The sequence below is a fragment of the Gordonia sp. NPDC003504 genome, from assembly GCF_053587995.1.
This window is the reverse complement of sequence record NZ_JBSFPC010000008.1, coordinates 1-25,061: the sequence shown is the minus strand read 5'-3', so window position 1 is coordinate 25,061 and position 25,061 is coordinate 1. Positions and strand designations below refer to the sequence as shown.

General features: G+C 68.6%; 24 protein-coding genes, 1 pseudogene and 1 riboswitch. Of the genes and pseudogenes, 16 read left to right on the top strand and 9 right to left on the bottom strand.

The annotated features are described in order from the left end of the window. The first annotated feature begins 203 nt into the window (after positions 1–203). A riboswitch (cyclic di-AMP (ydaO/yuaA leader) is annotated at positions 204–372 on the top strand. A 16-nt stretch (positions 373–388) separates the two neighbouring features. From ACWDPV_RS15490 to ACWDPV_RS15475, 4 genes are all read left to right on the top strand, one after another. Continuing rightward, complete coding sequence (locus ACWDPV_RS15490; RefSeq protein WP_348804115.1) at positions 389–976, top strand: C40 family peptidase; 588 nt, start codon at positions 389–391, stop codon at positions 974–976. Between the two features lie 133 nt (positions 977–1,109). Then, positions 1,110–2,186 (top strand): NlpC/P60 family protein, encoded by a 1,077-nt coding sequence (locus ACWDPV_RS15485; protein WP_449743715.1) that lies wholly within the window; start codon positions 1,110–1,112, stop codon positions 2,184–2,186. Between the two features lie 11 nt (positions 2,187–2,197). Continuing rightward, a complete protein-coding gene (locus ACWDPV_RS15480) occupies positions 2,198–3,628 on the top strand; it encodes a hypothetical protein (protein WP_449743714.1) in 1,431 nt (476 codons plus the stop codon). Between the two features lie 32 nt (positions 3,629–3,660). Next, positions 3,661–4,788: a glycosyltransferase family 4 protein gene (locus ACWDPV_RS15475; protein ID WP_449743713.1), complete on the top strand. Its 1,128-nt coding sequence runs from the start codon at positions 3,661–3,663 to the stop codon at positions 4,786–4,788. A 24-nt stretch (positions 4,789–4,812) separates the two neighbouring features. Here ACWDPV_RS15475 and ACWDPV_RS15470 read toward each other — a convergent pair whose 3' ends face one another. Continuing rightward, positions 4,813–6,618, bottom strand: coding sequence for an AMP-dependent synthetase/ligase (locus ACWDPV_RS15470; protein WP_449743712.1), 1,806 nt, complete (start codon positions 6,616–6,618; stop codon positions 4,813–4,815). A 129-nt stretch (positions 6,619–6,747) separates the two neighbouring features. Between ACWDPV_RS15470 and ACWDPV_RS15465 the strand changes: the two genes are divergently transcribed. The 6 genes from ACWDPV_RS15465 to ACWDPV_RS15440 all read left to right on the top strand — a co-directional run bounded on the left by ACWDPV_RS15465 (position 6,748) and on the right by ACWDPV_RS15440 (position 11,303). Continuing rightward, positions 6,748–7,161, top strand: a complete 414-nt coding sequence (locus ACWDPV_RS15465) for a hypothetical protein (protein ID WP_449743711.1) — start codon at positions 6,748–6,750, stop codon at positions 7,159–7,161. Next, positions 7,161–7,598, top strand: a complete 438-nt coding sequence (locus ACWDPV_RS15460) for an SRPBCC family protein (protein ID WP_449743710.1) — start codon at positions 7,161–7,163, stop codon at positions 7,596–7,598. The genes ACWDPV_RS15465 and ACWDPV_RS15460 overlap by 1 nt, the downstream gene beginning before the upstream one ends. Positions 7,599–7,618: 20 nt before the next feature. Beyond that, on the top strand, positions 7,619–8,800 hold the full coding sequence (locus ACWDPV_RS15455) for an ArsA-related P-loop ATPase (RefSeq protein WP_449743880.1): 1,182 nt from the start codon (positions 7,619–7,621) through the stop codon (positions 8,798–8,800). A gap of 171 nt (positions 8,801–8,971) precedes the next feature. After that, entirely contained in the window at positions 8,972–9,538 is a 567-nt protein-coding gene (locus ACWDPV_RS15450) for a hypothetical protein (RefSeq protein WP_449743709.1), read from the top strand. After that, positions 9,538–10,539 carry an ROK family protein gene (locus tag ACWDPV_RS15445; protein ID WP_449743708.1) on the top strand — a complete coding sequence of 334 codons (1,002 nt, stop codon included), beginning with the start codon at positions 9,538–9,540 and terminating at the stop codon, positions 10,537–10,539. The genes ACWDPV_RS15450 and ACWDPV_RS15445 overlap by 1 nt, the downstream gene beginning before the upstream one ends. Positions 10,540–10,595: 56 nt before the next feature. Next, positions 10,596–11,303: a lysophospholipid acyltransferase family protein gene (locus tag ACWDPV_RS15440; RefSeq protein WP_449743707.1), complete on the top strand. Its 708-nt coding sequence runs from the start codon at positions 10,596–10,598 to the stop codon at positions 11,301–11,303. Between the two features lie 60 nt (positions 11,304–11,363). Here the strand turns inward: ACWDPV_RS15440 and ACWDPV_RS15435 are convergent, their stop codons facing one another. Next, positions 11,364–12,704, bottom strand: a complete 1,341-nt coding sequence (locus ACWDPV_RS15435) for a glycosyltransferase 87 family protein (RefSeq protein ID WP_449743706.1) — start codon at positions 12,702–12,704, stop codon at positions 11,364–11,366. Positions 12,705–12,761: 57 nt separating this feature from the next. On the opposite strand from ACWDPV_RS15435, the gene ACWDPV_RS15430 reads away from it, so the two are divergent. Then, positions 12,762–13,253, top strand: a complete 492-nt coding sequence (locus tag ACWDPV_RS15430) for a polyadenylate-specific 3'-exoribonuclease AS (RefSeq protein WP_348804105.1) — start codon at positions 12,762–12,764, stop codon at positions 13,251–13,253. Between the two features lie 96 nt (positions 13,254–13,349). After that, complete coding sequence (locus ACWDPV_RS15425) at positions 13,350–14,756, top strand: class II 3-deoxy-7-phosphoheptulonate synthase (protein WP_449743705.1); 1,407 nt, start codon at positions 13,350–13,352, stop codon at positions 14,754–14,756. 37 nt (positions 14,757–14,793) lie between these two features. Here the strand turns inward: ACWDPV_RS15425 and ACWDPV_RS15420 are convergent, their stop codons facing one another. Further along, positions 14,794–15,984 (bottom strand): protein kinase domain-containing protein, encoded by a 1,191-nt coding sequence (locus tag ACWDPV_RS15420; protein WP_449743704.1) that lies wholly within the window; start codon positions 15,982–15,984, stop codon positions 14,794–14,796. An 85-nt stretch (positions 15,985–16,069) separates the two neighbouring features. On the opposite strand from ACWDPV_RS15420, the gene ACWDPV_RS15415 reads away from it, so the two are divergent. Continuing rightward, positions 16,070–16,435 carry an Rv2175c family DNA-binding protein gene (locus ACWDPV_RS15415; protein ID WP_449743703.1) on the top strand — a complete coding sequence of 122 codons (366 nt, stop codon included), beginning with the start codon at positions 16,070–16,072 and terminating at the stop codon, positions 16,433–16,435. A gap of 21 nt (positions 16,436–16,456) precedes the next feature. On the opposite strand, the gene mptB is transcribed toward ACWDPV_RS15415, so the two are convergent. Further along, complete coding sequence (gene mptB, locus ACWDPV_RS15410; RefSeq protein ID WP_449743702.1) at positions 16,457–17,974, bottom strand: polyprenol phosphomannose-dependent alpha 1,6 mannosyltransferase MptB; 1,518 nt, start codon at positions 17,972–17,974, stop codon at positions 16,457–16,459. A gap of 6 nt (positions 17,975–17,980) precedes the next feature. Continuing rightward, positions 17,981–19,123: a polyprenyl synthetase family protein gene (locus ACWDPV_RS15405; protein WP_449743701.1), complete on the bottom strand. Its 1,143-nt coding sequence runs from the start codon at positions 19,121–19,123 to the stop codon at positions 17,981–17,983. A gap of 156 nt (positions 19,124–19,279) precedes the next feature. On the opposite strand from ACWDPV_RS15405, the gene ACWDPV_RS15400 reads away from it, so the two are divergent. Beyond that, positions 19,280–20,236: a methylenetetrahydrofolate reductase gene (locus tag ACWDPV_RS15400; protein WP_348804099.1), complete on the top strand. Its 957-nt coding sequence runs from the start codon at positions 19,280–19,282 to the stop codon at positions 20,234–20,236. Positions 20,237–20,293: 57 nt separating this feature from the next. Here the strand turns inward: ACWDPV_RS15400 and ACWDPV_RS15395 are convergent, their stop codons facing one another. The 3 genes from ACWDPV_RS15395 to ACWDPV_RS15385 form a co-directional block, all read right to left on the bottom strand. After that, entirely contained in the window at positions 20,294–21,238 is a 945-nt protein-coding gene (locus ACWDPV_RS15395) for an LppM family (lipo)protein (protein WP_449743700.1), read from the bottom strand. Between the two features lie 67 nt (positions 21,239–21,305). Further along, the gene (locus ACWDPV_RS15390) at positions 21,306–22,925 is read right to left on the bottom strand and encodes a phytoene desaturase family protein (RefSeq protein ID WP_449743699.1); all 1,620 of its coding nucleotides are present in this window, start codon (positions 22,923–22,925) and stop codon (positions 21,306–21,308) included. 33 nt (positions 22,926–22,958) lie between these two features. Beyond that, the gene (locus ACWDPV_RS15385) at positions 22,959–23,630 is read right to left on the bottom strand and encodes a GNAT family N-acetyltransferase (protein WP_449743698.1); all 672 of its coding nucleotides are present in this window, start codon (positions 23,628–23,630) and stop codon (positions 22,959–22,961) included. A gap of 268 nt (positions 23,631–23,898) precedes the next feature. Between ACWDPV_RS15385 and ACWDPV_RS15380 the strand changes: the two genes are divergently transcribed. Beyond that, positions 23,899–24,360 (top strand): SAV_6107 family HEPN domain-containing protein, encoded by a 462-nt coding sequence (locus ACWDPV_RS15380; RefSeq protein WP_449743697.1) that lies wholly within the window; start codon positions 23,899–23,901, stop codon positions 24,358–24,360. A 165-nt stretch (positions 24,361–24,525) separates the two neighbouring features. Then, positions 24,526–24,933: a DUF3040 domain-containing protein gene (locus ACWDPV_RS15375; RefSeq protein WP_449743696.1), complete on the top strand. Its 408-nt coding sequence runs from the start codon at positions 24,526–24,528 to the stop codon at positions 24,931–24,933. A gap of 33 nt (positions 24,934–24,966) precedes the next feature. Here ACWDPV_RS15375 and ACWDPV_RS15370 read toward each other — a convergent pair. Continuing rightward, positions 24,967–25,061, bottom strand: a pseudogene (locus ACWDPV_RS15370) (MBL fold metallo-hydrolase); the annotation flags it as partial.

Sequence of the window (25,061 nt, the reverse complement as noted above, 5' to 3'; positions counted from 1 at the left end):
CGAGCACTGAGGCTGCACGATCGGCAAGGGCGGGCATCGGCCCAGCGTGCGGGCCTGATTCGCGGCCGGGATTGACGATTCTGCGCGCGGGGTGATTTTCCGGGCGGCTAGGGCCCTTTGTCCCCTAGTGGACAGACACGCATCCGATTTCGTAACCTTTCCGAGACCTTCGCGGAGCGTCCTACTTCAACAGAAGTGGTCTGCGGAGATCACCGCTCAATCGCCCGATGGGCGAACCGGGGAACCACACGTTTTCGGAGCAATCCGAATTGGGGTGAATCGCGCCCTGGGCACGCCTGTGCCCGGGTGTGTAGGGCCATTCTCTCGGCCCGAACCCGACAGCTAACTCGGTAGGCGGTCAGGGGAGAACAAAAGGAGAACCTCTTTCGTGGCCAAACATCGTTTGGAACAGCCGAATCGCGGAGGCGTCGCCAAGAAGGCGATGATCGCGGGCTCGTTGACCGTCGGCTCGCTTGCTGTCGCCGCCGGTCCGGCCCTGGCCGCACCGGCTCCGGCGCCCAGCGCCACCATCGAGATCCCGAACCTGGGGAAGTTCACGCTGCCCGGCGTCGACCAGAACCAGGTTCCCAGCCAGTTCCGGCCCGGCGGCGGCGGAATCATCACCCCGCAGCTGACCGCGGGACAGAAGGCTGTCCAGGCCGCGGAAACCAAGATCGGCGCCCCGTACAGCTACGGCGCAGCCGGACCCAACGCTTTCGACTGCTCGGGTCTCGTCTACTGGTCCTACCAGCAGGCCGGGAAGACCCTTCCGCGTGACAGCTACGGTCAGCTCGGCGGTGGCCGTGCGGTGAACTACGCCGACGCCCAGCCCGGCGACGTCCTCATCTTCAACGGTGGCGGTCACGCGGGTCTCTACATCGGCAACGGCCAGTTCATCCACGCCTCGACCTACGGGGTGCCGGTGCAGAAGGCATCGGTCAAGGAGTGGTCGCTGGTGGGAGTTCGGCGGTACTGAGTCCACGTACCGGTGGGACGTGTGAACATGTATCGGGCGGATCGCGCATAGCGCGGTTCGCCCGAGCCTGTCGTCGGCGGGGGATGACGTCCACCTATCGGGATGTGGCCGAGCGACGGGGTAGCAAGGGAGTGTGGTGACAACCGTGAGAGCGGGATCGACGAGCGGCGTGAGGGGATCGACCCGATGGGTCCTCACGACCGCCCTCGCGGCGGTCATGATCGCCATTGCGCAGCTCGGTGGGTTGGTCGGTGTGCCGGAGGCCGCCGCGCAACCGCAGACCGCCGATCAGTTGCTGACCCGGTACCGTGCGCTGAGCCAGGAGGCCGAGAAGTCGGCCGAGGCCATGCACAACGCCCAGATCGAGTACGACAAGCAGCGACGCATCGTCGTACAGTCCCGCCAGGCGGCCGCCGCAGCCCAGACGACCTTGGATCGGTCCGAGGCGACGTTGTCGTCGGTGCAGCAGCGCTTCGACTCGCTGATCCGGGTCAGCTATATGGGTGGCCGCTCCAATCGGCTCTACGCGGTGCTGACCAGCGATTCGCCGCAGTCCCTGCTCGATCAGATGTCGGGGCTGGAAATGGTCTCCAGGCAGACCGCGGCCCAACTCGCGACACTGAAGAAGACCCGGGCGCAGACGGTGTCGGCCCGCGACGAGGCCAACGCCACCGCGGCAACGGCCACCCAGGCCGTCACCGAGGCCGAGCGGGTCCGTGGTGACCTGCAGAAGCGTCAGGCCGAACTGCAGTTGCAGGCGGCGCAGATCCGGGTCATTTATCAGTCGATGACCGGCAAGCAACTCGCCGCGTTGGCCGGCCCCCGATTCGACTTCGACCCGGCCGCGATCCCGCGGGGCACCTCCCCGGCGCTGGTGGCCGTACAGGCCGCGCTGACGCGCATCGGCGATCCGTATGTGTGGGGTGCCACCGGTCCCAACTCGTTCGACTGTTCGGGACTGATGGTCTGGGCGTACAAGCAGGCCGGCAAGACGCTGCCGCGTTCCAGTGAGGCGCAGATGGCCTCGGGGACGGCCGTGGCGCGGCAGGACCTGCAGCCCGGCGACCTCATCATCTATTACTCCGACGCCCACCACGTCGGGATGTACGTGGGCGACGGCTACGTGATTCACGCCTCGACTTTCGGGGTTCCGGTGAAGGTCGTGCCGATCGACGACGCCGGGCCGTTCAACGCCGGTCGTCGGTACTGAGTAGTTCCGACGTGACCCGTCGCCGCGCCGATCGCCGTCGCGGAACGATCCGCCATCCCGCGTTGCTGTGCGTGATCGTCATCATCGTTGTCGCACTGGGGTTGTCGGCGTGCGGGGGTGAATCGTCGACGACGTCGCCGTCGAGTCCGGGGGCATCGCCGACGACATCGCAGACCACGACGAACATCTATCTGGAACAGCGGACCGCCGGCGTGCGGGACCTGCTCACCTCACTGTCACGGGTCCTGACCGACGGCACCCCCGCCGATCTCGATGCGCTCGTCGATTCCTCGGCGACGCCCGCGTTCCGCGCCGGCCTGCACACCGTGCAGGCCAACCTGTCGGCGGCGGTGTTCCGCGCCGGTCCGGCTCGCCCACCCCGCGGAACCCGTTTGGTGCTCAGGGACTTTCGCTACCAGCCGGCACCCACCGAGGAAGCCGAGACGCAGGTGGACGCCGATGTCCGGCAACGGCTTGACGAACAGGGGAGTGCCGACGACTGGGTGGCCCCGGTGGAGATCCACAGTGCGCTCGGCGGTGCGGCGAATCCCGGGATCGACGAGGACCCGGTGGTCGTCACCACCCAGCTCGTCGTCGCGCGCTATGGCGATGACTGGAAGGTGGTCGGCGACGCCACGCTGGTCGGCGAGCCCGCGCCACCGACCCAGCTGTGGAACGTGCCGGGGCTGGCGGCATCCGATGTTCCCACACTCGGTGGCACCTCGGTGATCGGCTCCTACCCGGACACCGGCCCCCTCGTCGAGCGTGTCGGCCGATTGCTGCCGGGCGCGGTGCGCGCGGTGACCGCCTGGTGGGGACCGCGCTGGCCACGCCGCGCGGTGGTCGTCACCACCGCCACCGACGACGAGTTCCAGGCGTTGGCCGGGACCGCCTCGGACACCGGTGCCGCAGCGGCCACCATCTATGCACATCTCGATCTGTCCGCGGCCAGTGCCACCGGACAGCGGATCGTCCTCACCCCCGAGGTTGCCGACCTCCCCGATCCCGCGCTGGAGGTGGTCCTGCGCCACGAACTCACCCACGTCGCGACACGGGCGCAGACGGCCCCCACCGCCCCGATGTGGATCACCGAAGGCGTCCCGGAGTACGTGGGGCGCAAGGGAACCTACACGCGCCTCGAAGATGCCGCCCCTGACCTCGCGGCCGCGGTACGGTCCGGCCGGACACCGGCCGGTCTGCCCGCCGATGAGCAGTTCGCGGTGGGCAGCGACGCCTCACGCCTGGCGTATCAAACCGCGTGGTCGATGGCGGCGTTCGTCGCCGGACGCTTCGGCGAGGAGAAACTCAAGTCGCTCTACGTCGGTGTCGCCGCGAGCGGGGAACAGGCCCGCCAGGATGCGGCGATCGCGGCGACACTGGGGATTCCGCGCGACACACTGGTCGGACAGTGGCGTGCGTGGCTGACCCGTGAACTCCGGTGACCATCGTGATCTGATCACCGTATGGTGAGGTGGTGACGCACCGAACCCTGTTGGTGACCAATGACTTCCCGCCCCGTCAGGGGGGTATCCAGTCGTATCTGCAGAATCTCGTGGATCGGCTCGATCCGGAGAATGTGGTGGTGTATGCACCGCGGTGGCGGGGGAACAGCCACGTCGACTTCGACGCGTCGGTGCCGTATCGGGTCTATCGGCATCCCACCACCCTGATGTTGCCGACGCCGTTCGTGGCCCGACGGGCGGCGAAGATCATTCGGGAGGAAGGCATCTCGACGGTGTGGTTCGGGGCCGCCGCGCCGCTCGCGATGCTCGCCGGACATCTTCGCAAGGCCGGGGCGAGCCGGGCGATCGCCTGCACCCACGGTCACGAGGTCGGCTGGTCGATGCTGCCCGGGGCACGAAGTGTGTTGCGGTACATCGGGACTCACACCGACACCGTCACCTTCGTCAGTCGCTACACGCGTGGACGTTTCGCGTCGGCGTTCGGTCCGCAGGCCTGCCTGGAGTACCTCCCACCCGGTGTGGACATCGAGCGGTTCGCGCCGGATGCGGCGGCGCGGCAACGGATTCGGAGAGATCTGGGTCTCGGTGACCGTCGCACCGTGCTCTGCCTGTCGCGTCTGGTACCCCGCAAGGGGCAGGACGTGCTGATCCGGGCGTTACCGCTGATCCGGTCGGAGATCGACGACGCGGTCCTCGTCATCGTCGGCGGCGGACCCTACGCCGACCGATTGCACGAGATCGCCCGGGAGGAGGGGGTGGCCGAGCATGTGATCTTCACCGGGTCGGTTCCCGCCGCCGATCTCGCCGCCTACCACACGATTGCCGACGTCTTCGCGATGCCGTCGCGGACGCGCGCCGGCGGACTCGACGTGGAGGGGTTGGGCATCGTCTACCTCGAGGCGTCGGCCACCGGGGTGCCCGTGGTCGCGGGGCTCTCCGGCGGCGCACCGGAAACCGTTCGGGAAGGCGTCACCGGCACCGTCGTCGACGGCACCGACGTGGCCGGTGTGGCGCTCGCGCTCATCGGTATCCTCTCCGATCCGGTCGCCGCTGCCGAGATGGGCAGGCAGGGAAGGATTTTCGTCGAGGAGAACTGGCAGTGGTCACAGATGGCGGCGCGGTTGCGTCAACTCCTGTGACCTCGCCGGTGCACCACCGCCGTGCTACCGCTTGGTGTACAACGACTCGATGTCGTCAGAGAACCTGTCGACGACGACGCTGCGCTTGACCTTCAGCGTCGGCGTCATCTCGCCGGTCTCCTCGCTGAAATCCGCGGGAAGAATCCGGAACTTCTTGATGGCCTCGGCGTGACTGACGGTCTTGTTGGCATCATCGATGGCGGACTGGATGGCGGCCCGCAGATCGGGGTCGTCGGACAGATCGGCCACACTCGCGTCGGCGGGCTTGTTGTTGCGTTCCTTCCATCCGGGGAAGGTCTCCGGGTCGATGGTGATCAACGCGGCGATGAAGGGCTTGGCGTCCCCGACGACGACGGCCTGGGAGATCAATGCGTGCGCGCGCATCACGTCCTCGAGGCCCGCCGGTGACACGTTCTTGCCGCCCGCGGTGACGATGAGTTCCTTCTTTCGGCCGGTGATCCGGAGGAATCCCTGATCGTCGAGTGAGCCGAGATCGCCGGTGTGGAACCAGCCGTTCTCGACCGCGGCTGCGGTGGCCTCCGGGTTGCGCCAGTACTCGGCGAACACGACGGCGCCGCGGAGCATGATCTCGCCGTCGTCGGCGATCCGGACGGAGTTGCCCGCCAACGGTTTTCCGACGGTGCCCACCTTGACCGCCCCGGGCGTGTTGACGGTGACGGCGGCGGTGGTCTCGGTCAGGCCGTAGCCCTCGTACACCGGGATGCCCACGCCACTGAAGAAGTAGCCCAGTCGCGCGCCGAGCGGTCCGCCGCCGGAGATGGCGAGCTCGCACTGGCCGCCGAGAGCGGCGCGCAACTTGGCGTAGACGAGTTTGTCGAAGACGGCATGCTTGGCGCGCAACAGGATTCCGACGTTTCCGCGTTCGGAGGCGGCGGCGAAGGCGACGGCGGTGTCGGCAGCGAGATCGAAGATCTTGCCCTTGCCGCCGTCGTGGGCGCCCTGACGGGCGGAGTTGTAGACCTTCTCGAAGACGCGGGGTACCGACAGGATCAGCGAGGGACGGAAGGCCGCGAACTCCGGGACCAGCGCAGAGACATCGTGGGTGAAACCGACCTCGACGCCGGCCTCGAGTGCGACCAGGGTGATGGCGTGCGCGAGGACGTGCGCGAGGGGCAGGAACATCAGCAGGCGCTTGCCGTCGCCGAGCAGCGTCGACAGGTCCCCTTCGAGGACCCCGCGGACCTCGGAGAGCATGTTCGCGTGGGTGAGTTCGCATCCCTTGGGCCGGCCGGTGGTGCCGGAGGTGTAGATCAACGTCGCCGGGGTGGCGGCACCGACCGAAGCCCGTCGTTTGACGATCTCCTCGTCGTCGATGTCGGCGCCGGCGGCTCGGAGGTACTCGATGGCACCGGTGCCGTCGGCGACGTCGATCTGGAGTGCCCGGACCTCCTGTGGGAGCCCGGTGACCTGATCGAACTGCACGCGATGCTCGGCGTCCTCGAGGATGATGGTGGTCGCCCCGGAATCCTGCAGGATCCACTCGATCTGACCGGCCGACGAGGAGTCGTAGATCGGTACGGTGATGGCGCCGGCCGACCAGATGGCGAAGTCGAGGAGGATCCAGTCCAGGCGGGTCCGGCACAGCAGCGCGACCCGATCACCGGGATTGACGCCGACGGCGGCGAGACCCTTGGCCAGTTCGGTGATGCGCCGGGCCACGTCATCGGCTCGCACGGGCTCCCACTGCCCGCCGCGCTTCTCGCGGAACACGGTCTTGGCCGGATTGCGCTCGACGATACCGAAAATGATCGAGGTGGCGTTCTCGTCAGTCCCGACGGTGAATGAGGCGGGAGCGCTGTACTCGCTCATGTGTGGACCCTTTCCGCATCGAAATCATGGGTTACTCCATGGTAACCAACGTCCTCACCGCGCTCGCCGGGCATACCCCGGGGACCGGTGCCCTACCGATGCCGAGGCCGAGTATGTGAAGCTAAGACCGTGACGAGCATTCAGGTGGCGGACGACACCTTTGTCGCCGCGGCGCCGGAGCTGGGGGCCGGGGTGGTCGGGGATCGGGGCAGATGGCGGCGCTGGTGGCCGGATCTGCGTCTGGAAGTCGTCGAGGACCGTGGGACCGCCGGTGTGCGGTGGCGGGTGTCCGGGCCGTTGTCGGGGACGATGGAGATCTGGTGTGAGCCGGTGCTCGACGGATTCGTGCTGCATTACTTTCTGCACGCCGAACCGACCGCCGCGCTGCCCACCGACGACCAGGCACGGATGCGCGCGGTGGCCGAGCTCAATCGTCGACGCCGGGTCGCGGGCAAGGTGATGGCGTTCGAGGTCAAGGCCGACCTCGAGGGGCTCCGCGGCGCGGGTGAACCGGCCGTCGACGCCGTGCAGGCGGGTCACTGATGGCCGACCACACCGAGCGGTCGGTGATCGTCAACGCCGATGCCGCCGACGTCATGGCGGTGATCGCGGATTTCGAGAACTATCCGCGATGGGTGAGTGCGGCCCGTGAGGTCGAGGTGACCGAACGTGATGCCGCCGGCCGTCCCCGGCAGGTGCGGTTCGTCCTCGATGCCGGTGTCCTGCAGGACACCTACGAATTGCGCTACGAGTGGGACGACGACAACTCCGGGGTGTCATGGAGACTGGTGTCCAGCGACCTTCAACGTGATCAGCGGGGCCGCTACGAGGTCACCCAGCAGGTGCCGGGGTCGACGAAGGTGACCTACACCCTGATGGTCGACCTGGTGGTGCCGATGATCGGCCAACTCAAACGGCGCGCGGAGAAGGCCATCACCGACACCGCGCTCAACGACCTGAAGAAGAGGGTCGAAGGCTGATCGATCTCACCCCCATCCACCTGGTGCTGGGTCCGGGCGGCTCCGGGATCTCGGTTGTCGCGGCAGCCGGAGCCATGCGTCGTGACCGCGGCACCCGACGCCGGTCTCCGACGCCGCTGACCCCACCGGACCGGCACACTCTGCTGATCACGGTCGATCGATTGTCGGCGACGCCGGATCTTCTCGGCGTCTTCCGGGTGTCCGGTGAACCGGTCGCGGTCGCATCCGGACTTCACCTGCTGACGCTGGACCGGCTGGATCTGCTGGAACACTCATGGAGGGCCTTCGGGTCGTTGCTGGGTATGAGCGTGCGCGAATCCAAAGTGGCACTGCCCATCGTGAGCACCATCGCCGGTATCGACGCGGCCGAGCTCGCATCGCTGCCCGGCGTCGAGGAGTTCTTGTTGCTCAAGCGGATTCGCGATGAAGCGACGAGCGGCGAGTGGCAGCGCGTGGTGGTGGACCTGTCGGGTACGGGTGATCCGTTCGCGGTGCTGCGCGCGCCCGCGGTGCTCGGTCAGGCGCTCGAACGCCTCTGGCCCCGGCACCGGCGGCTGGCCGCGGCCGCGGAGAAGCCGCTGTGGGCGCAACTGACCGCGGCGATCGACGCGATCGCCCGCGACTGTGACGACATCACCGAGCTGCTGGTCGACGCCGACGTGGTGGCCGCCCATCTTGTCGTCTCGGCCGATCGTCGCGGCGGACGGGTGCTGTCCCGGCATCTCGCCGTCGCCGACGTGATGGGGTTGCCGGTGCGTTCGGTCGTCGTCAACGAGGGCGTGTGCGCCGGGCCGGCGGCGGTGGTGACACTCCAGGATCCGCAGCTGTCGCTGGTCACGGTGGCCGCGGCGGACGCGCCGGTGGACCGGCCGGCGCGACTGCGCAGACTTGCTGTGGCACTGGCGAAACCGTCAGGCCAGGCGCGCGGCAGCGCGGACCCGACGGTCGTCACGGTGTCGGGTACCGGGGTGGATTCGGTGTTCGAGATGGCCTGGGCGCAACGGCTGCCGGACCCGCAACGCTTCGACCTCGGGCGCAGCGGCGACGACCTGTTGGTCACCGTCGACGGGTTCCGGTACGGCGTTCGTCTGCCGTCGGTCCTGCGGCGCTGCGTCGTCCGAACCGCCCGGTGGGACGGGACGCACGTGCGGGTGCAGTTCACTCCCGACCCCGCCGTCTGGCCCCGCGATCGCGGGGCCTGAGCGGTCCCTTCACTTGGGCGCCCCGCTGATGCAATGGGGTGGGTTCACCGGGTACCGTGCCATTGCACGATCCGCCATTACACGATCCGCCACCACCGGACACGATCCGCCACTGCACGATCATTGACGGCCGAGGCTCCCACCGGATCGCCTCGCCGAGATGGAGCACACATGGGAACCGACGACAGCGGGCACGCCGGCAACGGTGCGCCCGGGTCCCAGTCCGGTTCGCATCAGTCCGGTTCGCATCAGTCCGGTTCGCATCAGTCGGGTTCGCGCCGCGACGAGACGGTGGGGGATCCGCTGCGTGATCTGCTGTTGGCGCTGGCCGCCCAGATCGACACCGTGGCGTCGTGGTTCGGCTCGGGCAACGCCGCCGCGGGGTCGGCGGGTGCGGGTTCGACGAGTTCGGTGCCCGGCATGGATTCGTTTGTGCGCGAAGGCTTCGGTGCCGACGCCATCGGCGAGATCGGTTCGCTGATCCGGGAGATCAGTGATCTGTTGGCCCGGCTGATCGCGGCCCTCATCACGGTGCTCGAGGCCGTCGTGGAGGCGCTGCGCAGCGTTCCGCCCGAGAACGCGCCGCCGCCGCGTCACTACCAGCCGATCACGGTGCAACTCGATGTTCCGCCGTCGCGCCCGGCTCCGGGTGCGCGTCCCGGTCCGGGTGCATCCGACAGGTCTCGCGTCGATCCGTGGCCGCGCCCGGCTCCGGGGACGCCGGAAAGTGAGATGTGATGAGTGAGCTGACGATCGGAATCGACATCGGCGGCACCAGTGTTCGCGCCGCGGTCGTCGACGACGCCGGGGTCATGCTCGACACGCTGCGCGCGGCGACACCGCCGACGGCCCTCGCTCTCGAGCACTGCCTGGACCGGCTGGTCGGTGAACTCACCTCGCGGTGGTCGGCCGGGGCCGTGGGGATGGCGATCGCCGGATTCCTCACGCCCGACCGGCAGATCGTGCGTTTCGCCCCGCACCTGCCGTGGCGGGAGACGGCGGTGGCGCAGGAGATGACCGCCCGCATCGGGATTCCGGTGTTCACCGAACACGATGCGAACTCCGCCGCGGTCGCCGAACAGCGTTTCGGCGCCGCCGCACGCGGCCACAATGCCCTGGTGCTCGCGATCGGCACCGGCATCGGTGCCGGTCTGCTCATCGACGGGCGGATCTACCGCGGCAGTTTCGGTGTCGCTCCCGAACTCGGTCATCTCACGGTCGTCCCGGACGGCAGGCAATGCTCGTGCGGCAAGCGGGGTTGCTGGGAAAGGTATTGCAGCGGAACCGGTCTGGTGGACACCGTGGTGGAGCTGCTGGCCGACGGTGATTGGGGGCGCAGTCAGCTGGCCGCCGATGTGGCCGCCGATCCGGGCTCCTTGACCGGCCGCCGGGTGGCCGGTGCGGCCGCCGACGGCGATGCCGTGGCGGTGGCCGCGTTCGCCGCGTTCGCGGCCTCGCTCGGTCAGGGCCTGGCGATGATCGCCGACGTCTTCGACCCCGATCTGATCGTGATCGCCGGTGGTGTGGGGTCGGCGTCGGGGTTGTACCTGGATGAGGCCCGCGAACACTACGCGCGTCTGGTCACCGGGGCCGGGCACCGTCAACTCGCCCGTATCCGGGGCACGCAATTGGGGGAGAATGCCGGTGTCCTCGGCGCGGCCGCGGTGGCCCGTCAAGGTCTTGCGGCACTTCGTGGACAGACGGCCGATGCCGCACCGGCGGCAGCGGTGAGTGAGTAATGTTCCAACCGGGCCGAGGCGCGCTCACGGCGTGATGGAAGGTACTGAAAAGACCGATGTGGTACTACGCGTTCAAGTATGTGTTCCTGGGGCCGATTCTGCGGGTGCTGGGGCGTCCGACGGTGGAGGGGCTGGAGAATATACCGGCCCGCGGACCCGCCATCCTGGCGAGCAATCACCTTGCGGTGATGGATAGTTTCTTCCTTCCGCTGATGTGCCCGCGCCGGATCTACTTCCTCGCCAAGGCGGAGTACTTCACCGGTCGCGGCCTCAAGGGCGCGTTCCAGCGGTGGTTCTACACCGCCGTCGGCCAGATCCCCATCGACCGGTCCGGGGCCGAGGCCGCGGCCGGCGCGCTGACCGCGGCGAGCCGGCAGTTGGAGAAGGGTGAACTGATGGGGATGTATCCGGAGGGCACCCGGTCACCGGACGGTCGTCTTTACAAAGGCAAGACGGGGCTGGCGCGTATCGCGCTGGAGACCGGTGTGCCGGTGATCCCGATCGCGATGATCGGCACCGACAAGTTCAATCCGCCGGGGACGGTGCTGCCGCGACCGACCCGGGTCATCGTGAAGGTCGGCAAACCGCTGAACTTCGACCGCTACGAGGGCATGCAGGGCAATCGGTTCATTGAGCGTGCGGTCACCGACGAGATCATGTACGAGCTCATGCGATTGACCGGTCAGCAGTACGTCGACGTGTACGCGGCGTCGCTGAAGGAACGCAAGCAGTCCGAACACCCGAAGGAGACCCCGGCGGCCTGATCACCCCCCCGTCAGGGTTGGGAAGGCCGCTCGCCGGCGCTTGATGGGTCGGTGTGCGCCTCAGCGAGTGTGGCTGTCGGCCAGGGTGCGATCGGCCCCGGCACGTCCGGCGGTGTCGTCGGAGGCGGGGGTGTACGGCAGGCGCCAGATCAGCACGAGCGCGGCGATGCCCCAGATCGAGTACGAGCTGCCGACGATGTGGCCCCATACCGACCACGTCGAGGAGTCCTGCGCCAGGAACTGGAACGGGCCCAGCGAGAACAGGATCAGCCCGGTCATTGCCAACGTCAGGTAGCCGATCCGGCCGGCCCGTGAGGTCGTGCGCGCCGCGACGGTCACCGCGGTGAGGATCAGTGGGATCGCCCACACCCAGTGATGCGCCCACGATGTGGGCGAGACGAGCAGGCCCCAGACCGCGATCACGCAGGTGGCCAGCACCGCATTGATGCGGGCGGTGGTGTCGGCCTGGGCGCGGAAGGACTCCACCGGGTGGCAGGCGCGCACGGCGCACACCGCCAATGCGGTGATGACCAGCGCGCTGATCACCCACGCGATCTGACCGTCGAGTCCGGGCAGGATGCGAATCCACGCGGCGTTGAGGTTTTGATTGATCCGGCCGGCCGGATCACCGATGCGGGTGGTGTGGAACAGGGTGTGCGTCCAGTACCCGTAGGAGTCGTGCGGCAACCACACCCACGCGAAGGCGCCGGCGAGCACGAAGGTGGCCGCGGCGGTCGCCACCGCACGCCACCGGCGGGCGACGATGAACACCCCGATGAACACCAGGGGCGTCAGTTTGATGGCCGACGCCAATCCGATGAGAATTCCCTGCCCGCGGGTCCACGGGCGGCGTAGTCGGGTGATCACGAAGATGTCGACGATGATCATCGCCATCAGGATCACGTTGACCTGGCCGAAACCGAGGGTCATCCACACCGGATTGAGCCACAACGTCCCGGTGGCGATGAGCAGGGCCAACCACCAGCGGTTCCCGCGGTTACCGATCGACAGCAGCGTCGCCACGATGTGCAGGATCACCACCACCAGGGCGGTGGTCACCACCGACATGATCACCCCGGCCACCGGCAGCGGCATGGCACCCAGCGGCACGAAGCCGAGGGCCGCGAACGGCGGATAGGTGAACGGCAACCAGATGCCATCGCTGGTGAAGGGCATCGATCCGTCGGCGTACAGGCTCTGACCGTCCTGCCAGATCTGCGCGCCGATCCGGTAGACGTCGAGGTCGATGCGGGTGCGGGTGCCGAAGTTGGAGGTGAACGGCACCCCGAACATCTGCATCCCCGCCGACACCGCGAATGCCACGCCGATGAGCACGCGCACCGCACGCGAGGGCGACCAGCGGCCCAGTCGCTCGTCGAGTGCGGTCAGCGGAGCGTTCATGGCCTTCGTTTCTTCCGGTGATGTCCACTCGGATGGCGGGTGCGCATACTTACCAGTATGCGGTTCTTCTACGATTCGGAGTTTATCGAGGACGGCACCACGATCGAGCTCATCTCGATGGGTGTCGTCGCGGAGGACGGACGGGAATTCTACGCGGTGTCCACCGAGTTCGATCCGGCGCGTGCCGGTGGGTGGGTGCGGGCCAACGTCCTGCCCAAACTCCCGTCCCCGTCGGCGTCGGTGTGGCGGTCACGTCGGCAGATCCGCGACGAACTCTTCGCCTTCCTCACCGAGACCGGCGACGACATCGAGTTGTGGGCCTGGGTCGGCGCCTATGACCATGTCGCGCTCTGCCAGTTGTGGGGTCCGATGACGGCGCTGCCACGCCAGATCCCCCGCTACACCCGCGAGTTGCGGCAGCACTGGGACGCGGCCGGACGGCCGGCGCTGCCGTCGGCACCCGCCGATGCCCACGATGCGCTGGCCGATGCCCGGCACAACTTTCGCAAGTGGCAGGCGATCGAACGGTCCCGGACCTCCATGCGCTGAACCGGCGTCGGCGTCGCGGGGTCGTGGTGTCGTGGTGTCGTCGCCGATATGGCGGTCCCGGGATGATGGTCTCCGGCCGGTCGCTACCCTGGACGGGTGGTGAACTGGACCGTAGACGTTCCGATCGACGAATTGCCCGAACTCCCGCCGTTGCCGGGTGACCTGCAGGCGCGCTTTGCCGATGCCCTCGGCCGGCCCGCCCTGCAGCAGCCGAGCTGGCCCGCCGACGAGGCCCGCCGGATGCGCACGGTGCTGGAAAGCGTTCCGCCGATCTGCATGCCCGCCGAGGTGCGCACTCTCGGCGAGCAGCTCGCCGAGGTCGCGCAGGGCCGCGCCTTCCTGCTGCAGGGCGGTGACTGTGCCGAGACGTTCGCCGACAACACCGAGCCGCACATCAAGGGCAACATCCGCACGCTGCTGCAGATGGCGGTGGTGCTCACCTACGGCGCCAGCATGCCGGTGGTCAAACTCGCCCGAATCGCCGGGCAGTACGCCAAGCCGCGCTCGTCGGACACCGACGCCCTCGGCCTGCCGTCCTATCGCGGTGACATGGTCAACGGGTTCCCGGCGGAAGCGGGTGTGCGCATCCACGATCCCTCGCGCCTGGTCCGCGCCTACGCCAACGCCTCCGCGGCGATGAATCTCGTTCGGGCACTGACTCATTCGGAGGCGGACCTGCGCCGGGTGCACGACTGGAACCGCGAGTTCGTGCGCACCTCACCTGCCGGTGCGCGGTATGAGGCACTCGCCGCCGAGATCGATCGCGGGCTGCGATTCATGGACGCCTGTGGCGTCGACGACGCGTCGCTGGGTGCCGCCGACATCTTCGCCTCGCACGAGGCGCTGGTCATGGACTACGAGCGCGCGTTGCTGCGCCTGGCCGACGCACCCGAGGATCCGAGTGCCGGCCCGGACGGGAAGGTGCTCTACGACTTGTCCGCGCATTTCCTCTGGATCGGGGAACGCACCCGGCAACTCGACGGCGCCCACATCGCCTTCGCCGAGCTGATCCGCAATCCGATCGGCGTCAAGATCGGGCCGTCGACCACCCCCGAGCAGGCAGTCGAATACGTCGAGCGCCTCGATCCCTACAACGAGCCCGGTCGGCTGACGCTGGTGGCGCGGATGGGCAACGGCAAGGTGCGTGATGTACTGCCCGCCATCGTGACCGCCGTCGAGGCCAGCGGCCACAAGGTGATCTGGCAGAGCGATCCGATGCACGGCAACACCCACGAGTCGTCGACCGGTTACAAGACCCGGCACTTCGACCGGGTCGTCGACGAGGTGCAGGGCTTCTTCGAGGTCCATCACGCTCTCGGTACCCACCCGGGCGGCATCCACATCGAGTTGACCGGCGAGGATGTGACCGAGTGCCTCGGCGGGGCCCAGGACATCTCCGATCTCGACCTCGCCGGCCGGTACGAGACGGCCTGCGATCCGCGCCTGAACACCCAGCAGTCGCTGGAGTTGGCCTTCCTGGTCGCGGAGATGCTGCGCGGCTGACGACGCCCGGGCATGCACAGGGCGTTCCGTCGACGGTTCAGGTGACCGGCAGCATCGAGCCCGCCCACCATCCGACGCCGCCGGCGACGGCCGCGAGCATCAGCACCACGATGATCCAGATCAGCGCGCGGAGACGACCCGACGCGGGATCGGCCATCTCCTCGGCGAGGGGATGGGGAGGTGTCTCGACGCGTGCCGTGGCCGCACGTGACGGGCGCCGGGATGCCTCGCGTGCCTCGTCGTCGCCGGCCTCGGAGTCGGGGGCGGTCGGCTGTGGACGGGAGGCCACGCGGGTGTGATGGGCGGCGCCCGCTCGTGCGCGCAGACGTGCGACCGTGTCGCGTTCGGCCGACCGGCGTGGGGCGGGCACGGTGAACGGCGGCAGGTCGAGGTCGTCGGCGACGTCGAGGAGTGCCTCCCGCATCGCGAAGCCGTCGGCGTAGCGGTCGGCGGGCCGTCGTTCGGTGGCCCGCAGCACGACCTCGTCGAGTTCGTTGGGTACGCCGGCGATCACATCACCAGGTGCCGGCACATCGTAGGTGAGTCGCTGGTACGCCAGTGCCAGAGGGGTGTCACCGCGGAAAGGTGTTCGGCCGGTAAGTAGTTCGAACATCATCACGCCCATCGAGTACACGTCGCTGCGGGCGTCGGCGTGCCCCGCCTCCACCTGCTCGGGGGAGAGGTAGGCGGCGGTGCCCAGAATGACGCTCGCCGAGGTGACCCCGGATTCGGCGACGGCGCGCACCAGGCCGAAGTCGGCGACCTTGACCTCCCCGGCATCGGAGATCAGGACGTTCTCCGGTTTGACGTCGCGGTGCACCAGTCCGGCGCGGTGGGCGGTGCCCAGGCCGCCCAGTACCGGGTCGGCGACCGCCACGACGGCATGCGGTGGCATCGGTCCACGTTCGCGCAGCAACTCGCGCAGGCTCCCGCCCTCGACGAGTTCCATCACCAGGAACGCCACCCCGTCGTCGATGCCCTGGTCGTAGACCGCCACCAGTCCGGGATGCTTCAGCCCGGCCACCGCGCGCGCCTCGAACTCGAAGCGGCGCAAGAACTGTGGATCGGCGGCATACCGGGTGTCCATCACCTTGACCGCGACGTCGCGGCCGAGTCGCAGATCCACCCCGAGATACACCGCCGACATCCCGCCACGGGCAATCGGCGCATCGATGCGGTAGCGGTCCTCGAGGACCGATCCGATCACCTCGTCGACGCCAGCCTTCACGTCAATGCAATCTACCCGTGTCCCACCGTGCGAGTCGTGCACAACCGTGCGCCACGGCGCGCGGTGAGACGGTAGGCTCTGGGCGGTGAGTTCACTTCCGCTCTCGCCGGACATTATTCCGGCTGACGTCGAGACCTACTCCGTCGATCAGGTGGCAGCCCGACTCCGGGTGTCATCGTCCAAGGTGCGCACCCTCATCCGGGACCATCGCCTGCTCGCCATCTCGCGAGACCGACAGCCGGCCATCCCGCGCCTGTTCTTCGATGACCTCGGGATCGCCAAGCATTTCACCGGTCTCGTCGACGTACTCCTCGACGGCGGGTTCACCCGCGACGACGCGATGGCGTGGTTGTTCACGGTGCAGGACGATCTCGACATGTATCCGGCCGCGGCCCTGCACACGCACTCGGCGCGGGAGGTCATCCGCCGCGCGCAGGCCGAGGCGTTCTGAGGACACGCGCCAAAGGCCCGGTCACTCACCCCAGGCGCGACGGGCGAGCGCCCGCAGCCGCAACGGATCCGGGCGGATCAGCGAGATCGCCGCGAGCGCGGACAGCGCGACGGCCAGCACCACCTCGGGGAGCTTGTAAAACACGATCGAGTCGTCGGGCTGGAACACGATCAGCATGAAGGTGGAGACGGCGACGACGAGGGCGCGGGTCCACTCGGGGAGCGTGAACGCGGCGGCGATCACCAGAACCCACGTGTAGTACCACGGCAGGGTAGACGGTTCGAGCACGAGCACCGCCAGCATCGCCCACGCCAGTGCGGTCATGGCGGAGCGTTCGTCGCGCCGACCGCGCCACCACAGGGCGACCAGGATGACCGCCAGGCAGACGGCCCCGATCGCCCGTGTCACCGTCAGCACCGGCCACAGGCTCAACGAGGTGAAGGGTGCGGCCACCAGCGTGACCAGGTGGGCGGCTGCGGTGGGCAGGGTGAACCAGTTGATGATCCGATCGGCCCACCCCAGTCCGGTCAGCCAGCCCAGACCGAGTCCCAGTGCCGCCGTCCACGCGGCGAACACGGCCACCGGGACCGCCACCACCGCGGCGAGCGTCGACGTCACGTCCCGGGCGGTGAGTGTGCGCTGCGCGCGTATGTGCGCCAGCCAGATCCACAGTATGAACGGAATCGCCACGCCCGCGGTGATCTTGACCGAGACCGCGAGCCCCAGCACGGCGAGCCCCGCGACGTGGCGGCCGTCGACGACGAGGGCGACACCCGCGGCGAGCAGGCCCATCATCAGCAGCTCCACGTGAGGTCCGCCGACGAGGTGGATCAGCACCATCGGGTTGAGCAGGGCCAGCCACAGCCCGGCCTGCGCCCCGGCACCGAAGTGGTCGGCCAGACGCCCGACGGCCCACAACGACAGTGCGAGCCCGGGCAGCAACACCACGCGCATCGCGATGACGCCGAGATACACGTGCTCACCGGTGATCTCGTCGACACCACGGGCAATGGCCATGAACATCGGGCCGTACGGAGCGGTGGTCGACGCCCAGACCTGCGCCATGCTGTCGACGAGCGGGCCCGGGTGATGTGCCGGGCCGTCGGCGTACGGGTCGAACCCGGCACCGAACACCGACGCCTGGCCGAGATAGGCGTAGACATCCCGGCTGAACAGCGGGACGGACACCAGAAGTGGTGCAGCCCAGCCGATCACGGCCCAGCGGATGGTCGTCGCCGACGGACGATCGGCGGGCGCGATCCGCGGGCCGACGCGGCGGCCGATCCGTACCCACGAGAAGATCATCAGCGCCACACCCAGCCAGAAGATGGTGCCGCCCAACGTCTTACCGTGTCCGTAGGTCACCGCGTCGAGACCAAGACCGGCGAGTCCCGGATGATTGCGCGGGATATCGGCGACCGCGAACCCGCCGAGACAGACGAGGATCGACCCGACGAGGCCGCGCCAGATGTCGGTGCGGGTGCCGTCGCGGTGGGCGGTGAGCTCACTGCCGCCGGCGGGGATCACGCTGTGGCGCATCGACGATCAGGCCTCACGGTGCGCTATCGACTCGGCCAGGCCGCGGAGTTGGGTCCGGACGCCGGCTGCGATGTCGGCCGCGTCCAGGCGTGCGGTCGCCGACCCGAGCAGTCCGTCGACGCGGTCCTCGACCTCCGCACGGGCGCCGACGTCGACGAGGATCGAACGGGCACCGGCGAGTTCGTCGGAGTCGAGCGTCCGGCCGAGGTATCCGCGCAGGCGGTCGGCCAGTGCCGGGTCGCGGTCGGTGGCCCGACGTAACCCGGAGGCGAGCAGCACCGTGCGCTTGCCCTCGACGAGGTCGTCGCCGGATGGTTTGCCGGTGCGGTCGGGATCGCCGAATACCCCGAGGACGTCGTCACGCAACTGGAAGGCGATGCCGAGGTCGTGGCCGACGGCGGCCAGGTCGTCGAGCAGTTGTGGTGGCGCCCCGGCCATCCGGGCGCCGAGTTCGAGAGGCCGGGCCACGGTGTAGGCGGCGGTCTTGTATCGCATCACCCGATACGCCGCCTCGACGCTGTCGTCGCCGGCGGCCTCGTTGACGATGTCGAGATACTGGCCACCGAGGACCTCGGTGCGCATCGCCGCCCACGTCGAACCGACGGCGGCGGGCAGGGGAGTCGGTGCGTCGTCGGTGGGATCCGCGCCGGCGGGGGAGTGTCCGGCAACCATGTCGTCGGCCCACGCCAGGGCGAAGTCACCGGCCAGGATCGCCGCCGCCACACCGTGATCGGCGGCATCGCCGGACCACTCTGATTCCCGGTGGTGCTGTTCGAAGCGTCGGTGCACGGTCGGGCGGCCGCGACGCGTGTCGGAGTGGTCGATGATGTCGTCGTGGATCAGGGCGCATGCCTGCACGAGTTCCAGTGCGGCACAGACACGTAACGCATCCGTCGCGGTCTGCTCCGGCTGCGGTGGCCGACGATCGGGGTGGCCGATCCCGCAGAGCCAGCCCGCATAGCCGAAGGTGGGTCGGACCCGTTTGCCGCCGTACCGCACGAAGTCGGCGACGATCTCGGCGGCGTGGCCGACAACCGGCGAGATCTCGGTGGCCACCGGCACTGCGCGGGCGAAGAACTCCTCGAGCACGACGCCGGAGGCGGCGGGCACCTCCGACAACGAGGTCGGTGGGACTACGGTCGGCGTCACCCACTCAGGCTAGGGCATGGCGCGCGACGCTCCGGGGCTGCCGTCGCGCCCCACGGAATCTGCGTCCGAGTCCGTGACGGAGTGAGGAAAGGGCGCCCTAACTTCAGCGGCGTGCGCCGCGCGGAGGAGATCGCCCGGCGTACGTACAATGGCGCGGTGACCACCTCCTCCCCGGCGACGTCCGTCGTCGAGCGCCTCGCCACGCCGCCGGCCAACGGCGTGGTGCATTTCTCGGTCGAGTTCTTCCCCCCACGCGACGCCGACGCCGAGGCCCGTCTGTGGCGGGCGGTGCGGGTCTTCGAGCGCCTCGATCCGGCCTTCGTGTCGCTGACCTACGGTGCCGGTGGCTCAACACGGGACCGCACCGTGCGCATCGCCGGTGAACTCGCCGCCCAGACCACGCTGCTGCCCGTCGCCCACCTGACCGCGGTCAACCACAGCATCGCCGAACTGCGCGGACTCGTCGGCGCCTACGCCGATCAGGGCATCACCAACCTGCTCGCCCTGCGTGGCGACCCGCCCGGTGATCCCCTCGGCGAGTGGGTCCGGCACCCGCAGGGTCTGTCGTATGCGCAGGAACTCGTCGAACTGATCGAGAGTCTCGGCGACTTCCACGTGGGTGTCGCCTCCTTCCCCGAAGGCCACCATCGGGCCCGTGACCTCGCCCAGGACACCGAGGTGCTGGTCAACAAGCTGCGAGCGGGTGCGGAGTACTCGGTGTCGCAGATGTTCTTCGATGTCGAGGACTTCCTGCGGTTGCGTGACCGGGTGGCCGCCGCCGATCCGGAACAGGCGCACAAGCCACTGATCCCTGGCCTCATGCCCATCACCTCGCTGGCCAGCGCGCGGCGGATGACCCAGCTGTCGGGGTCGGTGATCCCGCCGGCCGTAGAGCAGCGTTTCGCCGCGGCCGCCGGCGACGGTCCCGAGGAGGACCGCGCCGCGGTGCGTCAGGTGGGTATCGATTTCGCCACCGAGACCGCGCAGCGGCTGATCGCCGAGGGCGTCGTGTGCCTGCACTTCTGCAGTCTCAACTTCGCCAAGGCCACCTGTGAGGTTCTCGAACGGCTCGGCGTCGACACCCGCGAGGCGTTGCCGAGCGCCGTCGGCTGATCGCGATCACCTGTTCGGCGGGTCGGCTGCCTTGACCATCGACACCGGCAGCAGCGACTACGTGTTCTCCGAGCGGGGTACCTCGTGGCGGCCCGCCGTCGGCGTCGATCCGACCGCGGCCGCATCCCGCGCGGGTTCGTCGCCGCGGGGACCCGACGGCCCGGGGGAAGCGGGATCGGCGCTCGTGTTCTTGTTTGTCGATCGCTTGCCGGCCTTCGAGGTCTTCGCCGTCTCGGCGGGCCGGCCAGGGCGCGGGCTGCGATCACGGGAGACGTAGGCCAGCCGGGCGACCACCAGGACCACCGCGAGGCAGATCAGCACCATCAGGATCGTCCACCCGCCGAACGCCGCGGTGGCCGGATCGGCATAGGTCGCCTCGGCGGTGAAGTCGGAGGGTTTTCCCGGTTCGGGTGTCCACGAAACCGAGGTGTCGCTGCTCTGGTCGCCGTTGGTCGCGGTCACCGGTCCCGCGAAGGACATGGTGAGTTTCACGTAGTCGCGGTTGGCCACCAGGCCGGTGAGGTCGGCGGTGCCGCGGAACCGCACCACGTCGCCGCTACGTTTGGCACTGAGCTCCATCGTCATCGGCGTGTCGCCGAAGCTGTCGGCCACGATGTCGCCGAGTTGGCTGAGTTGTCCGGCGGTGAGATTGCTGAACGTGGCCCGGCTACCGACCCGGGTCGCGGTGTCGTCCCCCTCCGTGGTGCCACCGCCCGGTTGCGCCGAGGCGCTGGTCGACGGTGTTTCGCGGTAGTCGGTGATCGCGATGTCGCGGCGCATCGATTCGGGGATGTCGAACTGCGGTGCGCCGCGCGGATTGTCCGGGCTCGTCGCGACGATCACGCTGCCCGCGAAGCGATCGCCGACCGTCGTCGAGCGTTCCAGACATCCCGACATCAGTGGTGCGGCCAGCATGAGCAGCACCGCGAGCAGGAAGGCGGGGCCGGGATGGTTGCGGGGACGCGGCATCGGTCGTGGAGTCGGCGGGCGCACGGTGCTCATCGTGCCAGAGACCCGTCGCCGTGGGGTGGGCGACACGTCGTGGCGTCCCGGCAGCCGACGCGGCGCGTCAGCGACGGCGACGACGGGTCTGGGAGATCGCGGCGAGTCCGGCGATGCGGCCGCTGGCACCGGTGACGCCGCCGCCGGGATGGGTCGATGCGCCGGCGAGCAACACTCCGTCGGCGCCGGGCACCGTGTGGCCGGAGAGGTCCGGATGCGGCCGGAACATGAACATCTGGTCGATCGACATCTCGACGTGCATGATGTTGCCGCCGACGAGACCCAACTCGGACTCGAGGAACTCCGGGGTCTGTCCGAAGCGGTGCTCGACGCTGTCGGTGATGCCGGGGGCGTGACGTTCGAGTTCGGCGATGATCGCGTCGGTGGCGATGTGTTCGGCGGCCGACCACGAGGTTCCGTCGGCGAGCCGGCGCGGATGCCACTGCGCCCACAGGGTGATCAGATGCCGGTCGGCCGGGGCGAGGGAGGGATCGATCGCCGAGTAGCTCATCGCCACACAGGCCGGTCGCGCCGGGAGTTCTCCGATGGCGGCCGCGGCCTCGGCGCGTCGCAGGTGCGCGCGGTCCGACACCAGCAGTCCGAGCCCGGAGTGCACGCCATGGGCGGGCAGGTCGCCGGGCAGTTCCCGGTAGGTGGGCAGATCGCGAGTGCCCAGCCGCACCGCCATGCCGATCCCGGTGCCGACGACGATCTGCGAACGCCATCGGGCGAGGAGATCGGCGTCGAATCCGCCGGCCAGCAGCAACTCGAGGGTGGTCATGATGTGGCAGGCACTGATGACGGCTCGGCCGCAATGACCCTCACCGTCGGCGGTCCTTACCCGCCAGTGGTCGCCGCATCGGCCGATCTCGATGGCGGTGGATGCCGTGCGCACCTCACCGCCGTCGGAATCGATGCGGCGTAACAACGCCTCGGTGAGCGCGCCGCTGCCGCCGACCGCACGTCCGGGCGGTATCCGGTGCATGAGCGCGGCGAAACCGATCATCGGAGCGGTCGCCGGAGCGTTCATCGGCGGACCGGACTGCGCTCCGAACCAGGCCAGGGCCGCCTTGAGCTGTTCGGAGCGGAACCAGCGATCCAGCAGGGCATCACCGGAGGACATCAGCTCCTGGGTGAGCGAGAGCAGCCGGCCCGAACGCGCGCCGATCGGCCCGCGACGCGCGGTGGTGGCGGTGGATCCGAGGGTGCCGAACGCCTGCGCGAACCGGCCGGGGGTGGCCGGTTGGTAGAACGACCGCATGAGTGCCTCGGCGCGCGGGGTCCAGGTGGCCACGAAGTCGCGATAGGCCGCGGCGTCCTCGGGGCCGCATGCGCGTTCGATGGAAGCGCACGTCGCGTCGAGGTCGGTGCGGAACACGATCGGGCCGGCGGTGTCGGTGGCCGGGCAGAACGCCCACGGATCGCAGTCGAGGTAGGTCAGTCCCGTCTCGCTCAGGGACAGCTCGTCGGGCACCGGGGAATGCCGGATCATCAGGTGCGCCGACGAGCCGCGGTCGACCCGATATCCGGGGAAGCGTTCGACGGTCGACACGGCTCCGCCGGGCACGGTGTCGCGTTCCAGAACGCGCACCGACCGTCCGGCCCGGCCCAGGTAGGCGGCGGCGACCAGGCCGTTGTGACCACCGCCCACCACGACGGCGTCGGTGGTGTGATGACCGGAGATCATCGGGAGATTGTCGGTGGCAGGTGATGCGACCGGTCACGGGCAGGCATGGCGACCTGCCGATGTCGTTGGGGGATCGACCAGGGGCAGTCCGCGGCCGAGAAACGCGAAGGGACGCGGATCGCCGGTGAAGGTGAAGTTGCGCAGCACGTCGCAGAATCCCATCCGGCGATAGAGCGACCACGCGCGGTTGCCTTCGTCGGGTATCTCGGGCGTCGAGAGCAGCACGTGCCGTTCGGGGCGGTCGGCCAGGAGCTGACACAGCAACCACTGCCCGATCCCGTGTCCCTGGGCGGTCGGGTGGACATGCAGTTCGGTCAGTTCGAAGTAGCTGTCGGTGAGTTCGTCGATGATGTGCGGATCGCGTCCGGACACCCGCAGACCGGCCCGTAACTGCTGATTCCACCATTGGTCCCGGGCGCCGCGGTATCCGTAGGCGACGCCGACGAGGACCTCGTCGGCGTCCGGTGAGATCGGCGATCCGATGCGGCGCCGGGCGACGTCCATCGACCTGACCATCGAGGGGGACGGTCGCTGCAGTGCGCCGAACGCGGTCCAACCGGTACGTGCGATGTGTTCGCGCCAGAGTCCGGCCCGATGTAGCTCGGTGCCGCGCGGATAGTTCATCGCCGTGACGTAGATGTCGAGCGCGGGCTCGAGCCAGACAGCGGAATCCTGTCCGTGCAGCCTGACGAGCCGGATCGTCACGAGAAGCCTCTCTGGTCGGATTGTCGGTGGCATCGGGCATCTTGATCTCTGGAGCGGATCTAGCTATATTGAATATGTCGAACGGGTGTTCGATGAATGTGCCTCCGCAAGCTGTTCGCCGATGCCCCGACGACAACACGATCCGGTGGTGGACGAGGGAAGCGTCTGCCACCGGGCCGTGTTGAACGGTACGCGAACACACGCTGCCGACCGCGCAGGTGCGGTCGAGCACAGAGCGGTGGGGCACAACGGCAGGAAGGGGATCACGATGGCACGTCGCGCACAGTCCGCAACGGCGGTGAACCCGATCGTGGTGGGTCGGGCACGTGACCTGCTGTCGCGCGCCGATCTGCTCCTCGACAACGCCATCGCGGTCACCGATGACGCCGAACGCTTCCGCCAGCTCTACCTCGCCGCCCTGCGTGCCGCCGGAGCGGCGATCGCGATCGGGGAGTCCTCACGCCGATCCACCCGCGGACTCCCGACGAACGCCTGGAGCAGGCTCGCGATCGTGATGCCGGAACTGGATTTCTACGCCGACTTTTTCGCCGCCCGATCCTCTCTTCGGATGAATATCGAAGCCGGGATCGAGCGCACGGTGAATGCGGACGTCGGCGCCGAAACCCATCGACGGGTGCTGGAGTTTCTCGACGCCGTCGAGACGCTGGTCATGGCCTATGAACGAGGTGGTCGACCCTCTGCCGAGCCGTCCCTGGCCCATCCGGCCTGAGCGGATCGGTCGATCGATGGGGTCGGAAGACATGAATTCGATCCAACGGGGGCGGTTATGGTGGTCGCCGCCCGAATCACCTCGTATCATGAAAGAAACGCCGCGAGACACGTCATCGTCGAAGATCGCGGCAACGCACTCGTCGGTAACAGGTAAGGAGGGTCGGTGCCACTCTCAGAGCACGAGCAGCGGATGCTCGAAGAGATCGAAAGCGCTCTGTACGCGGAGGACCCGAAGTTCGCGTCCAGCGTCACACGTCGCCGTCTCGGACGGTCGTCAGGTCGTCGTCGCATTCAAGCGGCGGTCGTTTTCGTCCTCGGACTGGTTCTGCTGGTGCTGGGACCGATCACCGGTCTCACGGTTGGTGGGTTCCCGATCCTGTCCCTCGTCGGATTCCTGGTGATGTTCGGCGCCGCACTCCTGGCGTTGTGGGGTGGCGGCAAGCCGGGCACATCGTCCGGCGGATCGAACGACTCGGCCGGCGGCCGCGGTGGCAAACAATCCGCGCCCAAGCGCAAGTTCACCGAGCGCATGGAGGACCGGTTCAACCGCCGCTTCGAGCACGGCGAGTGACGCCCTGACCTGATTCCGGACCCCTGCGGTCCACAGCCCGCCGATATGGTCGACGTGCGCATGGGTGAGCAACGCACCACGAATGTCCTCCGGGTGGGCACCGATCCGGGAAATCGACTCGACCACCA

Excerpts from the sequence above, each read along its gene's own strand:
- ACWDPV_RS15430 (WP_348804105.1), top strand. The coding sequence starts at position 12,762 with ATGCGGTTCTTCTACGATTCGGAGTTTATCGAGGACGGCACCACGATC.
- ACWDPV_RS15435 (WP_449743706.1), bottom strand. The coding sequence starts at position 12,704 with ATGAACGCTCCGCTGACCGCACTCGACGAGCGACTGGGCCGCTGGTCG.
- ACWDPV_RS15470 (WP_449743712.1), bottom strand. The coding sequence starts at position 6,618 with ATGAGCGAGTACAGCGCTCCCGCCTCATTCACCGTCGGGACTGACGAG.
- ACWDPV_RS15450 (WP_449743709.1), top strand. The coding sequence starts at position 8,972 with ATGGGAACCGACGACAGCGGGCACGCCGGCAACGGTGCGCCCGGGTCC.
- ACWDPV_RS15390 (WP_449743699.1), bottom strand. The coding sequence starts at position 22,925 with ATGATCTCCGGTCATCACACCACCGACGCCGTCGTGGTGGGCGGTGGT.
- ACWDPV_RS15445 (WP_449743708.1), top strand. The coding sequence starts at position 9,538 with ATGAGTGAGCTGACGATCGGAATCGACATCGGCGGCACCAGTGTTCGC.
- mptB (WP_449743702.1), bottom strand. The coding sequence starts at position 17,974 with ATGCGCCACAGCGTGATCCCCGCCGGCGGCAGTGAGCTCACCGCCCAC.
- ACWDPV_RS15380 (WP_449743697.1), top strand. The coding sequence starts at position 23,899 with ATGGCACGTCGCGCACAGTCCGCAACGGCGGTGAACCCGATCGTGGTG.
- ACWDPV_RS15395 (WP_449743700.1), bottom strand. The coding sequence starts at position 21,238 with ATGAGCACCGTGCGCCCGCCGACTCCACGACCGATGCCGCGTCCCCGC.
- ACWDPV_RS15440 (WP_449743707.1), top strand. The coding sequence starts at position 10,596 with ATGTGGTACTACGCGTTCAAGTATGTGTTCCTGGGGCCGATTCTGCGG.
- ACWDPV_RS15460 (WP_449743710.1), top strand. The coding sequence starts at position 7,161 with ATGGCCGACCACACCGAGCGGTCGGTGATCGTCAACGCCGATGCCGCC.